We start from the raw sequence: 13,960 nt of genomic DNA, 5'->3' as shown, positions 1-13,960 counted from the left end.
CCCTCGCGGTCCGGCGTTCGTAGTGCGCATGAGGAGTTTCAGCGAAGCCGAACGTCAGGAGTTTCTCGCCGCCAAGCACGTCGCGGTGCTGTCCGTCGCCGCCGATGGCCGGCCGCCGGCCAGCGTCCCGATCTGGTACGACTACACGCCCGGCGGCAACATCCGGATCATGACCGGTTCCTCCACCCGCAAGGCCAAGCTCATCGAGCGGGCCGGTGCGGTGACGCTGGTGGTCCAGCGCGAGGAGCCGCCGTATCAGTACGTCGTCGTCGAGGGCAGCGTCGTCGACACCACCACTCCCGCCCCGGCGGACGTGCAGGAGGCCATTGCCATCCGCTACCTCGGCGAGGAGGGCGGCCGCGCGTTCGTCCGCAGCATGGAGGGCGTCGAGGAGGTGCTCTTCACCATCCGGCCGGACAAGTGGTTGTCCGCCGACTTCACCGGCGACCTCTAAGCGATCAGCTCCAGCGTGCCCAGCTCGCGGATGGCCTGACAGCCGCGGCTGAGCATGGCCAGCACCATGTCGTCGCCGCGCTCGGTGGCGGCCGCGAAGGCGAACCCGAGCGCCGAGATCAGCGGCGCCTGCAGCACCCCGAGCCGGTAGTCACGCCAGCAGGCTTCGCGGTCGTAGTCGGTGACCCCGGACCGCGACAGCTCCCGGTGGTAGGCGGTGACGAGGTCTTCCTCGATGCTCGCCCGCAGTTGCGGATTCAGGCTGGTCGCGGTGAAGTAGGCGAGATCCCTGGCCGGCAGGCCCACGCCGAGCGTCTGCCAGTCGACCACGCTGACCCGCGTCCGGTCCGGGTCGAACAGCATGTTGTCCAGCCGATAGTCGCCGTGCAGCAGGGCGAAGCGGTCGTACTCGGCCAGCAGCCACGGCGCCACCAAACCCATTGCCGCGCTGAAGGTGTCGCGGTCCTCGGGGCTCATTCGATCGCCCAGCTTCTCGAGCGTGATGTCGGCGCTCATCTTCGCCACCTCGCCCATGCCGTCGGCGCCGGCTTCGTCCGGTCGGCCGAAACCGATGCCCTCGAAATCCAGCCAGACCGGATCGCACCAGCTGGGCGCGTGCAGCCCGGCCAGGGCGGTCACCGCGAGGTGCGCCTCGGCTTCGCCGCAGCCGGCGAGCTGATCGCCCTGGACCGCCGGCGCCTGATCGGCGAGCAGCAACGCGAAATCCATTGCGTCCTCGCTGATCTCGCAGTAGAAGCATTCCGGCGTCGGCACCCGCACGCGATCGGCCACCGACGAATAGAAGGCGCATTCGCTGCGATACCCGATGACGACGCGGTCGCGCACGGTGTCGTCCTGGGCCGGCAGCTTGATCACATAGGTCTGCGGCAGGCCGCCCGGGTCCGTCGCGTAGCTGGCCGCGACGCGGTAGGTCGCGCCGGTCTGGCCTGTGCCGATGGCGGCCACCTCGACGTCGGACACCTCGACGGGTGTGCCGCGCCCGGACAGCGCCGCGGACAGCCATTCGGGGGTCACGTCGCCGGGGTACCGCGGAATCGACACCACAGCACTCATTTGCACGCCTCCAGCGGTCCGGACGGTCGACTGACCGCCTAACTGTAAGGCATACGGCAAGCGCCGCGGTCGAGCACGCCGACCTAGTCGGCGACGATCCGCCATTCCGCCGCGTCATGCTGCTGTCGCCAGAATTCGTCGAACCGCCCGCCCGCGGCGAGCAGCTCGTCGACCGTGCCGTCCTCGACCACGCGGCCGTTGTCCAGGAACAGAACTCGGTCGGCGTGGCGGATGCTGGCCAGCCGGTGGGCGACGATCACCCGGGTGCGAACCCGCGGGTCGGCGGTGAGCGCGTCGACCACCGCCGCCTCGTTCTCGGTGTCCAGGGCGCTGGTCGCCTCGTCGACCAGCAGGATCGGGGCGGCCTTGAGCAAAGCGCGCGCGATGCTGACCCGTTGCCGCTCGCCGCCTGACAGCGTCGACCCGGCCTCACCGACGATCGTGTCGGCGCCATCGGGCAGCCGGCCGGTGAGTTCGTCGACCCGCGCCAGCGCGGCCGCCCGCTCGAACTGCGCGTCGCCGGCCGACGGGTTTCCGGCGAAGACGTTTTCGCGGATTGTCCCGTGGAACAGGTACGGGTGCTGGAAGACGACGCTGGCGGCCGCGCGCCGTGCCTCGGCATCCAGCGTCGCGGCGTCCACGCCGTCGATGAGCACGCGGCCACGGGTCGGCTCGTGCAGGCCCGCGATGAGCGCCAGGACGGTGCTCTTGCCCGAGCCGGAGGGGCCGACGATCGCCGTCGCGCTGCCCGGCCGCAACGAGAAGCTCACCCCGTCGAGCACCGGCTGGGCGGAATCCCCGTAGGCGAAGGTCACGTCGTCGAACTCGATGCTCGGCGCCGCGGCGCCGTCGGGCAGCGTTGCGGCACCGGCCTTCATGACGGGAGCGGTGAGCACGCACCGGATGCGGTCCAGGCTCGCGCGGGTGCTCTCCAGGGCCGGGGCGAGCTCGCTGATGGTGGTGAACGGCTCGAGGTAGCGGGCGATCACGACGATCAACGCGATGGCCTCCGGCACGGTGAGCGTGGCGCCGACCGTCAGCGCCGTGGTCGCCCCCGCCAGCAGGATGAGGGCCAGCTGGCTGGCCAGGCTGAACAGCAGCTGGCCGGGCACCTGCATGGACAGCAGCCGCATCGTCGCGCCACGCTGCGCGGCCAGCGCATCGCCGACCAGGCTGCGGGCCGGCTCGGCGCGCCGCGCGGCGCGCAACGCCTGCTGGGTGCGGGCGAACTCGATGATGCGCTCGGTGAGCGCGGTGTTGGCCTCGGCGGCGGCGCCGTCGGCGCGGCGCGCCAGGCGCGCGGAGCCCCACAGCGCGCCCAGCAGCAGCGGCACGCCGGCCAGCGCGGCCGCACCGAGCTGCCAGGACACCGGCAGCAGGGCCAGGCCGATGGCCGCCGGCAACAGGATCGCGGTGGCCAGCGGCGTCAGCAGGTTGACCACCAGGCCGACGAGCTCGGGTCCCGTTGCCGCGATCGCCTGCCGCGCGGCCGCGGTGTTCTCGGCGGTGAACCAGTCGAGCCGGACGGCCGGAAGGCGGTCCGCCACGTCGTGCTGGCTGTGATCGAGCACGGCGAAGCCCAGGTCGAAACCGATGCGCGCGGTCGCGGTGTCGATGACCCACCCGGCCACGGTCGCGACGGTGAGCCAGCCCAGCCACGCCGGCGCGCGGTGCGGCGCGTCGAACAGCGCGCCCACCAGGGGCACCAGCAGCACGGTGGCCACGGCCCGCACGGCCACCGAGGCCAAAGCGAGCGCGGTGTAGGCGATCAGCTTGCCGCGGCGATCCGGTGGGACGAGCCCGATCCAGGTCCTGATCATCGCGCCGCCTCGGGGGCCGCGGCCGCCGGAACCCGGCCGCTGTCCCACAGCCGCCGGTAACGCCCGTCCGCGGCGAGCAACTCGTCGTGGGTGCCGCGTTCGGCGATCCGGCCGTGATCGAGCACCACGATCTGGTCGGCTCGGGTGACGGTGTGCAGCCGATGGGCGATGACCAACACGGTGCGCTCCCGGGTGAGCCGGTTGAGCGCTTGCTGCACAAGGTATTCCGACTCGGGGTCGGCGAACGCGGTCGCCTCGTCGAGGATCAGCACCGGGGTGTCGGCGAGGATGGCGCGGGCGATGGTGAGCCGCTGGCGTTCCCCGCCCGACAGCCCGGTGCCGGCGCCGAGCACGGTGTCGTAGCGCTGGGGCAGCCGCATGATGCGGTCGTGGATTTGCGCCTGGCGCGCCGCGGCCCCGATCCGTTCGGCGGTGGCGTCCGGAACGGCCAGCGCGATGTTCTGCGCGACGGTGCCGTGCACGAGTTGCGTTTCCTGCAGCACGAAGCCGACGCGCGTGTAGAGTTCGTCGGCCGTCAGCGCTCGAATGTCTTGCCCGCCAACGCGTATCGCGCCCTGCTCGACGTCGTGGAACCGGGCGAGCAGCGCCGCCAGGGTCGACTTGCCGGAGCCCGACGGGCCGACGAGCGCGGTGACGGTGCCGGGCCGCAGTGTCAGCGACACGTCCCGGATCACCGGGACGCCGGGGCGATAGCCGAAGCTGACCCGATCGAACACCACCGTCGCGGCGTCGGCCTCTGGCGCTTCGCCCGGTCGCACTTCGAGTTCGGGTTCGTCGAGGGTGTTCTGCAGCCGTCGGGCCGCCAGCGTCCCGGCGCGGATGCCACCGAGCCCGTAGGCGATGCCGAGCAGGCGCGCGCCGAAGGTGGTGCCCAGCAACAGGAATGGCAACAGGTTGACCGGATCCATCCGGCCTGCGACCACCAGCAGGGTGCCCGTGAGCGCGATGAGCCACAGGAACGTCGCGGGGCGGGTGACCAGATCCATCAGCGTCTTCTTCCCGGCGAGGGGACGCTGCCAGGCCACCAGGAAACCGACGTACTCGTCGAGGCGGCGGCGGAAGCTGGACGCCGCGGCGCCGCCGAAGACGCGAATCACCGGCTGCCCCTCGAGATACGCGCCGGCCTCGCCGCTCATCCGCTCCGCCCAGCGCTGCGATTGCGGGATCCGCGGGCCGGATTGGATGGTGATCGACGACGTCAGCACCAGGTAGACGAGGACGGGCAGGAACAGGACCAGCGCCACCCGCCAGTCGACGACGAACAGATAGATCAGCACCGCCACCGGGGCGACGACCGCGGCGACCGCGTCCGGTATCGCGTGGGTGACCAGATAGTGCAGGGACAGCGTGTCGTCCTGCAGCAGCTGCTTGATCGACCCCGATCCGCGCGCGGTGAACCAGCCCAGCGGCAACCGCGAAAGCTTGGTCAAAAGCCTTGTCCGCAAGTCGTTTGCGAAACGCGCGTCGATGACGTGCAGCCACAGCGTCAGGGCGGCGCCGAGCACGGTACCGGCGCCGAGCAGCGTGACGGCCGCGATGCCCACCGTCCACAGGCGGGGCGCCCCGGCGCCCGCCACCAGGAGCCGGGGGAGCTCGACCAGGAGCACGAACGGCGCGAGCTGCAGCAGCGTGATCACGGCCTGCAGCGCACCGGAGAGGATCAGCGCCGAGCGCAGCGGCGCGAGCAGGCGGCCCGCGGCCTGGGCGCGCCAGTTGCCCTTGGGGGGCGCCGCGGCCGCCGGTGGCGATGGTTCGGGTTGTGGCGCAGCGCTTTCCGGCTCGTCACCGCGGGTGGTGCCCATCGCTCGCCCGGCGCTCCAATAGGCCTGGGCGTGGATCTCGGACTTGGGAAACCCGAACTCGTCGCGGAGCCTGGTCCGCACATGTTTGAGCGTGGTGGCCTCGGGCGTGGCCCACGCATACCAGTTCGACCAGTCGCGGCTCTCGATCGCCGCGGCCAGCGATCTCTCGTCGCGGCGCGCCACCCAATGCACCCGCAGGCGGGGGTGTTGCGCGAGCGGGATCAGCGTGTCGTTGTCGTCGTGCTGCTCGAGGTACAACTCGATGGGGACGTCGTCGGGGACGGTGCCCACGATGCCGTTGATGCCGGGGATCGACGCCGAGTCGCCGATCAGCAGGTAGCCGGCCGGTTGCTCGTCGGGCGGGTCGAAACGCGACGAGCCCATCAGGGACATCATCGCGATCGTCGCGCCGGGCGCCACGGTGCGGGCCCACAGCGACGCGGGTCCCGCCGGCTCGTGCAGCACGACATCGACCGCGAAGCGGCCGGTCGCGGCGTCCGCCTCCGAGATGGTGTACGCGCGCTGGAACTCGGTGCTCGACCCGTCGGGGTCGGGAAACCAGAACCGCAGCCACGCCGCGGGTTCGGCCTCCGCGTCCTGAAACAGGGTGGGTGACTCCATCCGAATCCGGACGAAATGCGGTGCGATGCGCACGGTTTCGATCACGGTCGCGATGTGGTCGCGGGCGCCGAAGCTGCGCAGCATCACGCCCTGGAAGCCGCGGGCCATCAGTGGTCCTGCCCGGGGACGCGTTCCGTCCGGCCGCCCTGACGAGACGCAACCGACTGCATTCAGCACCCTCCGAGTAGGTAAGTTACCCACAAACTAAGGGTTGCCTTACCAAAGGTCAAACTCGGGTGCCGGTTACGCCGCGTGGCCGGGCCCCTTCGCGCGTCGAGATCGACGAAACCGTGACCTCTACTCGAACTTTTTCGCGCTGGCGTCGATCTCGGCGAGTCTCTTCGTCAAACTCGGGTGCCGGTTACGCCGCCTGGCCTGCCCCCCGCAGCTCCCGCAGGGCCGTGCGCAGGCCGCGCCGTTTGCCGGTGGCGGGATCGATGAAGCTTTCCCGCAGCCCCTCGCGGACGCGGAACTTCAGCTCCGACCGCGTTTCGCGGGCGTCGTCGGGCGTCGCCTGCAGGAGCTTGTCGGGCAGGGCGAGTTTGAGGATCGTCCAGAACGTCTGCAGGTATTGGCGGCCAAGGGATCCCGTGGTGTAGGGCAGGTCGTACTTGTCGCACAGCTCGCGCACGCGCACCGAGATCTCCGCGTAGCGATTGCTGGGCAGGTCCGGGAACAGGTGGTGCTCGATCTGGTAGCAGAGGTTGCCGCTGACGAACGCCATCAGCGGGCCGGCGTTGAAGTTGGCCGAGCCGAGCATCTGGCGCAGGTACCACTCCCCCTGGGTCTCGTTCTCGAACTCCTCGACGGTGAACTTCTCGGCGCCGTCCGGGAAGTGGCCGCAAAAGATGACCATGTAGGCCCAGATGTTGCGGATCAGGTTGGCCGTCATGTTGGCCTTGATCGTGCGCTTCCAGTTGGGCCCGCTCAGGGCGGGGAAGATCAGGTAGTCCTTGCCCTCCTGCCTGACGACCTTCTTCATGATCACCCGCATGTCCTTGGCCGCCTCGGCCCAGCTCTTCTGCTTCTTGCGCAGCTTGGCCGTCTCGATGTGGTGCAACGCGACGCCGTACTGGAAGAACGTGCCCAGCAGCATGTTGTAGATCGGGTTGCCGAGCATCCAGGGTTCCCACGGCTCGTCGCGGGTGACGCGCATGATGCCGTAGCCGACGTCGGCGTCGAGCCCGACGACGTTGGTGTACTTGTGGTGGACGAAGTTGTGGGAATGCTTCCACTGGGCGGCGGGGCAGGTGGTGTCCCACTCCCACTCCGTCGAGTGGATTTCCGGGTCGTTCATCCAGTCCCACTGGCCGTGGATGATGTTGTGGCCCAGCTCCATGTTCTCGATGATTTTCGCCATCGCGAGCATCGCGGTGCCGGAGACCCATGCCAGCTTCTTGTGGCTGGCGAACAAGACGATTCGCCCGCCGGCCGCCAAGGCGCGCTGCAGCTGGACGGAGCGGCGAATGTAACGGGCGTCGCGTTCGCCGCGGGACTCCTCGATGTCGGCGCGGATCGCGTCCAGTTCCTGGGCGAGCTGCTCGACGTCTTCGGCGGTCAGGTGCGCGTATTCCTTGATGTCGGTGATTGCCATAGGTTTTCCCCTAGATCTTGATGGTGCAGTTGCCGGATGCCGTGGAGATGCAGGTCTGGATGCGGTCACCCGCGCCGTGTTCGGTCCCCGACCGGAAGTCGCGGACGTGGCCCTCCTCCAGCGGGAGCACGCAGGTCTGGCAGATGCCCATCCGGCACCCGAACGGCATCTGGATGCCCACCTTTTCGCCGGCTTCCATAATCGATGTGGCGCCGTCGATTTCGATGGTCTTGTCCGAGATGGCGAAGGTGACGGTTCCGCCTTCGCCGCCCTTGTCCGTGGCGGCGATGGTGAAGCGCTCCATGTGCAGTTGATCGCTGCGGTCCGCGGCTTTCCATACCTCTTCGGCGGCGTCCAGCAGGGCGGACGGGCCGCATACCCAGGCCGGGCGGTCCTGCCAGTCGTCGACAATCTCGTCGAGGTGCTCGAAGTCGAGATGGCCCTGAGTTTCGGTGAGCTGCAGGTGAAGTCGGTAACCGGGCTGAGACTTTTCCAGCTCGCGCAGCTCGTCGTGGAAGATCACGTCGTCGGCGGTGGGCGCCGAGTGGATGTGCACGATGTCCGTCTGTTGGCCGCGGGACTTGAGAGTGCGCAGCATCGCCATCACCGGCGTGATCCCGCTGCCGGCGGTGATGAACAGGACCTTGGCCGGCGGCGGGTCGGGCAGCGCGAAGTCCCCCTTGGGCGACTGGAGCCGCACGACAGTGCCCGGTTTGACCCCCTTCACCAGGTGCGTCGACAGAAAGCCCTCGGGGGTCGCCTTGACGGTGATGGTGATGTTTTTGTTGTCGCGGCGCGGGATCGACGTCAACGAATAGGAGCGCCAGTGCCATCGACCGTCGATCCGCAGGCCGATGCCGACGTACTGGCCCGGCTGGTATCGCCCCGAAAAGCCCCACCCGGGTTTGATCGTGACGGTCGCGGAGTCGGCGGTTTCGGGCCGAACGTCGACGATGAGGCCGCGCAACTCCCGCGCCGACCACAGCGGGTTGAGCAGCTTGAGGTAGTCGTCGGGCAGCAACGGGGTGGTCGCCCGGGCGGCCAGCCCGCGCGGCACATTGACCCAGGATTTGGCGGTCTGCACGCCCTTCGCGGGCGCGGTGCTCCATCGAGTGAAGCTGCGAAGCGGAGAAACCATTAGTCATTCCAGTGGTTTGATCGGGTTTCCGTGAGCCGGCCGGCTCACGCTTCCCCATCGGCTTCCCAACCGCCTCGTTCGATAAACACGTGTTCTCTGAGCCGCCGGCGTCGCGGGAGCCAAACGAGCGCTGACTGCGCGTTTACACCTGTCGACAGCTGTCCGCCATTCGACACGAGATCAATCGGTGTATACCGAACCGCGCCTCGGCTGAGCGCTATCGGTCGGTGTCCAGAGACAGGTCCGCCTCGGACTCTCTCCGCTTCTCCTCGGCCAGCTTGCGATCATCCGCGGCCGCTTGGCGGTGGCGCAGCGCGGACTCGCGGTGCACGTTCGGGTGCGAGACCCCCTGCGCGACGGTGACGTCTTGCACCTTCGCGATGTGTTCGTGGTGGCGTGCGGATTCCTCGATGCTGCGGGCGGCCGAGAGCCCCGCGTGTGCGGCGCGTTCGCGCGCTTCTGCGGCTCGGCGTTCCGCAAGGTCAACATCGTCTGCGGTGAAAGCTTTTTCCGGTGGCTCGGCTGCGGCGGCCATGACGCCTCCTTCAGATGGAGTGCATCGCGCTTACCCGCACAGCGAGCGGTGAAACCTCGGCGCCAAATCGTGCGGGCGGAGGGATTCGAACCCTCACGCTCTTTCGAGCAATGGCACCTAAAGCCATCGCGTATGCCATTTCGCCACGCCCGCAGCGTTGCCGATCGTACCGCGCGCCTCGACGAATTCGTCGGCCCCAAATCGTGAGCGGTACCTTCAAGGTGTGCCAACTACCCGCCGTCGCAGGCCCGCGCTGATCGCCTTGGTGATCGTCGCGGCGTGCGGCTGCCTGGCCCTGGGCTGGTGGCAGTGGACCCGCTTCCAATCCGTTTCGGGCACCTTCCAGAACCTGGGCTATGCGCTTCAGTGGCCGCTGTTCGCGTGGTTCTGCGTCTACGCGTACCGCAAGTTCGTCCGCTACGAAGAGGCGCCACCGGAGCCGCACCGCAGCGGCGAGATGACCGAGATACCCGCCGGCCTGCTGCCCGAGCGGCCCAAGCCGGTGCAGCCGCCGCCCGACGATCCCGCGCTGCGCGAGTACAACGCCTACCTGGCCGAGCTCGCCAAACACGATGCCGAGAAGCAGAACAGGACCACCGCATGACCACACCCGAGACCCCCGGGGCGCCGGCGCCTGCCTTCCCCGTCGAGAAGATCCGCACCGCGTTGCTCGGCTACCGGATCATGGCGTGGACGACGGGTCTGTGGCTCATCGCGCTGTGCTACGAGATCGTCTCGCACCTCGTTTTCCACCACGAGATCCGGTGGATCGAAGTGGTGCACGGGTGGGTGTATTTCGTCTACGTGCTGGCCGCGTTCAACCTCGCGATCAAGGTCCGCTGGCCGATCGGCAAGACCATCGGGGTGCTGCTGTCGGGCACCATCCCGCTGCTGGGCATCATCGTCGAGCACTTCCAGACCAAGAACGTCAAGGCGCGCTTCGGCCTCTAGGGCGCGAACCACATCCGCCACAGCCGTCGCTATTCCGGGCGGCACCCTTTGTGCCCGCCTCATAGCGACAAGGTGGCCGCGGGGCCGTGCCGAACGATCCCGTTGTCGCTATGAGGCGGGCACAAAGCCAACCGCCTCCCGCGCCGGGACGCGTGTGGCGGAAGTGACCAGCCCGGTTCAGGCGAGCTCGCGCAGCGCGGGCAGCAACAGCGCCAGCGCGCGACCGCGGTGCGACACCGCATCCTTTTCCGCGGGGCTGAGTTGCGCCGCGGTGCGCTCCTCCCCGCGCGGAATGAACACCGGGTCGTAGCCGAACCCGCCGTCGCCGCGGGCCTCCCGCGCGATGGTGCCGGGCCACTCGCCGCGGACGACGACCTCGCCGGACGGCGACACCAGCGCGCAGGCCGACACGAACGCCGCGCCGCGCCGGTCGTCGGGAACGTCGCGCAGCTGCGCCAACAAGAGTGCCGTGTTGCCGACGTCGTCGCCGTGGTTACCGGACCAGCGCGCCGAGAGCACGCCGGGCATCCCGTTCAACGCCGCCACCTCGAGACCGGAGTCGTCGGCCACACACGCCAGCCCCGTCGCGGCGAACCCATCCCGCGCCTTGGCCAGCGCGTTGTCCTCGAACGTGGCGCCGGTTTCGGGCGCTTCCTCGAACGGCGCGACGTCGTTGAGCGATACCAGCGTCAGCCCCGACAGGCCGGCGCCGTCGAGCACCCGGCGCAGCTCGGCCAGCTTCTTGGGGTTGCGGCTGGCGACCAGCACCCGACTCAGGTGCCGAACGCCTTCGGCGGTGGCGGTCCCTCCGGCAGCACGCGCGGGTACGGCAGCTCCAGCGCCTGGCGCTGGATGGCGAACAATTGATCGCACGCCGCCAGCGCCACGTCGAGCAACTTGTCCAGCGTCGAGCGCGGGAACGTCGCGCCCTCCCCGGTCCCCTGGATCTCCACCAGGGTCCCGGTGTCGGTCGCGACGACGTTCATGTCGACCTCGGCGCGCGAGTCCTCTTCGTAGGGCAGGTCCACCCGAATCCGGCCGTCGACGACGCCGACGCTGACCGCCGCGATGGCGCACGACAGCGGCCGCGGGTCGGACAGCTTGCCCGCCGCCGACAGGTAGGTCACGGCGTCGGCCAGCGCGACGTAGGCGCCGGTGATCGCAGCGGTGCGGGTGCCGCCGTCGGCCTGCAATACGTCGCAGTCGACGGCGATCGTGTTCTCCCCCAACGCCCTCAGGTCGATGCATGCCCGCAGCGACCGCCCGATCAGCCGGCTGATCTCCTGGGTGCGCCCGCTCAGCCGGCCCTTCACCGATTCGCGGTCGGAGCGGGAGTGGGTGGCCGAGGGCAGCATCGCGTATTCGGCCGTCAGCCAACCCAGGCCGGAGCCCTTGCGCCAGCGCGGCACGCCCTCGGTGACGCTGGCGGTGCACATGACCTTGGTGTGGCCGAATTCGATCAGTACCGAACCCGCCGGGTGGTCGGTGAATCCGCGGGTGATGACTACGGGGCGAAGCTCGTCGTCGAGGCGGCCGTCTTCTCGTTTGGACACCCAGTAACCCTAGCCAACGCCGGGTGCTCAGACCCTTTCGGAGCGGCGGACATCGAAGGTCTCACCGCAGACCACCGCGTGCACGGGACCGTCGAACTCGGCCTTGGCCTCGGTGATCACGTCCTCGCGCGAAGTCCACGGCGGGATGTGCGTCAGCAGCAGCTCGTGCACCCCGGCCTGCCGTGCCACCCGGCCGGCCTCCGTGCCGGACATGTGCAGCGCGGGCGGGCGATCGGGCGCGTGCGTCCAGGAGGCCTCGCAGAGGAAGACGTCGGCGCCGCGGGCCAGCTCGACCAGCTGATCGCACAGGCCGGTGTCGCCGCTGTAGACGAACGACGCACCGCTGGGATCGGTGATCCTCAAGCCGTACGACTCGGTGGGGTGCGCGACGACGCGTGGCGTCACCGTGACCGCGCCGAAGGTCACCGGCTCACCGTCCACCCAATGATGAACGTCGAATATGTCCGAGCAGTCGTCGATCTCGCCGCCGTACGGCGATGACGCGGCCCCCAACCGCGACCAGGTGTCGCCGGGGCCGTACAGCAAAGCCTTCCCGAGCGGCTTCGACGGGTGGTAGCGGCGCCAGACGAATAAGCCCGGCACATCCAGGCAGTGGTCGGCGTGCAGGTGCGACAGCAACACGTGGACCGAGCCGGGGTCGGCGTAGCGCTGCAGCGCGCCCAGCACACCACCGCCGAAGTCGAGAACCAGCGGCGGGGTGTCCGGTGCCCGAAGCAGATAACCCGATGCCGGCGAATCCGGACCGACCACGCTGCCCGAGCAGCCGAGCACGGTTATTCGCACAGGCACTACTGTGCCATGCCCGATCGCACGATGGAGAAAACATCGCCGCTTTGATGTGACCAGAATCTCCCCATGGCGTTAGCGGGCACGCGATTGCTGCACCGGCTGAACACCCGTCACCGCGGGACCGAGGAAGCGCGCCGCCAGTTTGGTGAACGCCTCGGGGTCGCCCGTCGCCTCGAACACGCGGGTGGCCGGCGGCGTGTCATGGGGGCGCAGCAGGTCGTGTTCGGTGAGCACCCGCAGCACTTCCTTGGCGGTCTCCTCGGCGCTGGAAACCAGCGTCACGTTCTCGCCCATCGCGAGCTGAATCAGCCCGGAGAGCAGAGGGTAATGCGTGCACCCCAGCACCAGCGTGTCGACCTGCGCGCGCTGCAGCGGCTCCAGATAGCCCTCGGCCAGCCCGAGCACCTGACGGCCGCTGGTCACCCCCCGCTCGACGAAGTCGACGAACCGTGGGCAGGCCACCGCGGTGATCTCCGTGTCGCGGGCGGCGGCAAAGGCGTCCTGGTAGGCGTGCGAGTTGATGGTCGCCCGGGTGCCGATCACGCCGATGCGTCCGTTGCGGGTGGTGGCGACGGCGCGCCGCACCGCCGGCAGGATCACCTCGACGACGGGCACGTCGTAGCGCTCGCGGGCGTCGCGCAGGCAGGCCGCCGACGCCGTGTTGCACGCGATCACCAGAGCCTTGACACCGCGCTCGACCAGATCGTCGCCGATAGCCAACGCGTGGGCGCGAACCTCGGAAATGGAGAGCGGGCCGTAGGGGCCGTTGGCGGTGTCGCCGACGTAGATCATGTCCTCGTCGGGCAGCTGGTCGATGATCGCGCGGGCGACGGTCAGCCCCCCGACGCCGGAGTCGAAGACCCCGACGGGCGCTAACGGCGCGTTCATGCCCTGGGGCGCCGTGCGCCGGCCTTCTTCGATGCGCGCGCCTTGCGCTCCGGGCCGGACAGGAGATAGGCGGCAAGGACGCCCGCCAGCGCGCCACACAGGTGGCCCTGCCAGGAAACGCCGCCGCACTTGTCCAGGACGGGCACGGCGCTCACCAGGATCCCGCCGTAGGCGAACAACACCACCAGGCCCGTGACGATGTCCCAGAACCGGCGCACGAAGATGCCGAACACCAGCAAGAACGTCAGCCAGCCGAAGATGAGGCCGGAGGCCCCGATGTGGTCGGACTCAAAGCGGCAGCCGCCCCAATTGCCGATCAGCCAGGTGCCGAAGCCGCCGACGATCCACACGATCGCGGTGGCCCAGACGAATCGGGACATGCCGGCCAGCGTCATCAGGAAGCCCAGCACCAGGGCGGGCACCGTGTTGGCCAACAGGTGCGTCCAGCTCGCGTGCAGGAAGGGCGCCCACAGGATCCCCCACAGCCCGTCGGCCTCCAACGGCCTGATGCCGTTGCGGTCCAGCGAATGGTTCATCAGCTGATCGATCAGCTCGATGAGGTACAGCAACGCCACGAAGGTGAGGATCGTGGCGCCGCCGACCGCCCACTGGGGTCGCTTCTTCGACGGGTTCGCCGGCGCCCGCGGATGTCCTTGGGTCATAGCTGCCCTTCTCACGCATTCTCGGCATCGTCAAGGCT

The 13,960-nt window shown here is 69.2% G+C and carries 14 protein-coding genes and 1 tRNA gene; 3 read left to right on the top strand and 12 right to left on the bottom strand.

The window, feature by feature from the left end; genetic code table 11:
- The first annotated feature begins 28 nt into the window (after positions 1-28).
- Entirely contained in the window at positions 29-454 is a 426-nt protein-coding gene (locus AWB89_RS03545; protein WP_085171622.1) for a pyridoxamine 5'-phosphate oxidase family protein, read from the top strand.
- Here AWB89_RS03545 and AWB89_RS03540 read toward each other — a convergent pair.
- From AWB89_RS03540 to AWB89_RS03510, 7 genes are all read right to left on the bottom strand, one after another.
- Positions 451-1,527 carry a phosphotransferase family protein gene (locus AWB89_RS03540; RefSeq protein ID WP_085171620.1) on the bottom strand — a complete coding sequence of 359 codons (1,077 nt, stop codon included), beginning with the start codon at positions 1,525-1,527 and terminating at the stop codon, positions 451-453. The two genes, AWB89_RS03545 and AWB89_RS03540, sit on opposite strands and share 4 nt — an antisense overlap.
- An 83-nt stretch (positions 1,528-1,610) precedes the next feature.
- A complete protein-coding gene (locus tag AWB89_RS03535) occupies positions 1,611-3,347 on the bottom strand; it encodes an ABC transporter ATP-binding protein (RefSeq protein ID WP_085171980.1) in 1,737 nt (578 codons plus the stop codon).
- Complete coding sequence (locus tag AWB89_RS03530; RefSeq protein WP_085171618.1) at positions 3,344-5,899, bottom strand: ABC transporter ATP-binding protein/permease; 2,556 nt, start codon at positions 5,897-5,899, stop codon at positions 3,344-3,346. The genes AWB89_RS03535 and AWB89_RS03530 overlap by 4 nt, the downstream gene beginning before the upstream one ends.
- Before the next feature lie 253 nt (positions 5,900-6,152).
- Entirely contained in the window at positions 6,153-7,385 is a 1,233-nt protein-coding gene (locus AWB89_RS03525) for a fatty acid desaturase family protein (protein WP_085171617.1), read from the bottom strand.
- Between the two features lie 10 nt (positions 7,386-7,395).
- Entirely contained in the window at positions 7,396-8,523 is a 1,128-nt protein-coding gene (locus AWB89_RS03520) for a ferredoxin reductase (protein ID WP_085171615.1), read from the bottom strand.
- 217 nt (positions 8,524-8,740) lie between these two features.
- Positions 8,741-9,058: a hypothetical protein gene (locus AWB89_RS03515; RefSeq protein ID WP_085094098.1), complete on the bottom strand. Its 318-nt coding sequence runs from the start codon at positions 9,056-9,058 to the stop codon at positions 8,741-8,743.
- Positions 9,059-9,128: 70 nt separating this feature from the next.
- Positions 9,129-9,211: transfer RNA gene (locus tag AWB89_RS03510), tRNA-Leu, on the bottom strand.
- A gap of 70 nt (positions 9,212-9,281) precedes the next feature.
- Between AWB89_RS03510 and AWB89_RS03505 the strand changes: the two genes are divergently transcribed.
- Together AWB89_RS03505 and AWB89_RS03500 are read left to right on the top strand one after the other, a co-directional pair.
- Entirely contained in the window at positions 9,282-9,662 is a 381-nt protein-coding gene (locus AWB89_RS03505) for a hypothetical protein (RefSeq protein WP_085094096.1), read from the top strand.
- Positions 9,659-10,009: a DUF3817 domain-containing protein gene (locus tag AWB89_RS03500; RefSeq protein WP_085171613.1), complete on the top strand. Its 351-nt coding sequence runs from the start codon at positions 9,659-9,661 to the stop codon at positions 10,007-10,009. The genes AWB89_RS03505 and AWB89_RS03500 overlap by 4 nt, the downstream gene beginning before the upstream one ends.
- A 177-nt stretch (positions 10,010-10,186) precedes the next feature.
- Here the strand turns inward: AWB89_RS03500 and rdgB are convergent, their stop codons facing one another.
- The 5 genes from rdgB to AWB89_RS03475 all read right to left on the bottom strand — a co-directional run bounded on the left by rdgB (position 10,187) and on the right by AWB89_RS03475 (position 13,922).
- On the bottom strand, positions 10,187-10,786 hold the full coding sequence (gene rdgB, locus AWB89_RS03495; RefSeq protein ID WP_085171978.1) for an RdgB/HAM1 family non-canonical purine NTP pyrophosphatase: 600 nt from the start codon (positions 10,784-10,786) through the stop codon (positions 10,187-10,189).
- Positions 10,783-11,562, bottom strand: coding sequence for a ribonuclease PH (gene rph, locus AWB89_RS03490; RefSeq protein WP_085094092.1), 780 nt, complete (start codon positions 11,560-11,562; stop codon positions 10,783-10,785). Before rph ends, rdgB begins: the two co-directional genes overlap by 4 nt.
- Before the next feature lie 27 nt (positions 11,563-11,589).
- Positions 11,590-12,372 (bottom strand): cyclic nucleotide-degrading phosphodiesterase, encoded by a 783-nt coding sequence (locus tag AWB89_RS03485; RefSeq protein WP_085094090.1) that lies wholly within the window; start codon positions 12,370-12,372, stop codon positions 11,590-11,592.
- 72 nt (positions 12,373-12,444) lie between these two features.
- Complete coding sequence (gene murI, locus AWB89_RS03480) at positions 12,445-13,260, bottom strand: glutamate racemase (RefSeq protein WP_085171611.1); 816 nt, start codon at positions 13,258-13,260, stop codon at positions 12,445-12,447.
- Positions 13,257-13,922, bottom strand: a complete 666-nt coding sequence (locus tag AWB89_RS03475) for a rhomboid family intramembrane serine protease (RefSeq protein WP_085094086.1) — start codon at positions 13,920-13,922, stop codon at positions 13,257-13,259. Before AWB89_RS03475 ends, murI begins: the two co-directional genes overlap by 4 nt.
- Between the last annotated feature and the right edge of the window lie 38 nt (positions 13,923-13,960).

Source organism: Mycobacterium paraense, assembly GCF_002101815.1.
Classification (GTDB): domain Bacteria; phylum Actinomycetota; class Actinomycetes; order Mycobacteriales; family Mycobacteriaceae; genus Mycobacterium; species Mycobacterium paraense.
The sequence above is the reverse complement of the archived record's forward strand: the minus strand, read 5'-3'. Positions and strand labels throughout refer to the sequence as shown.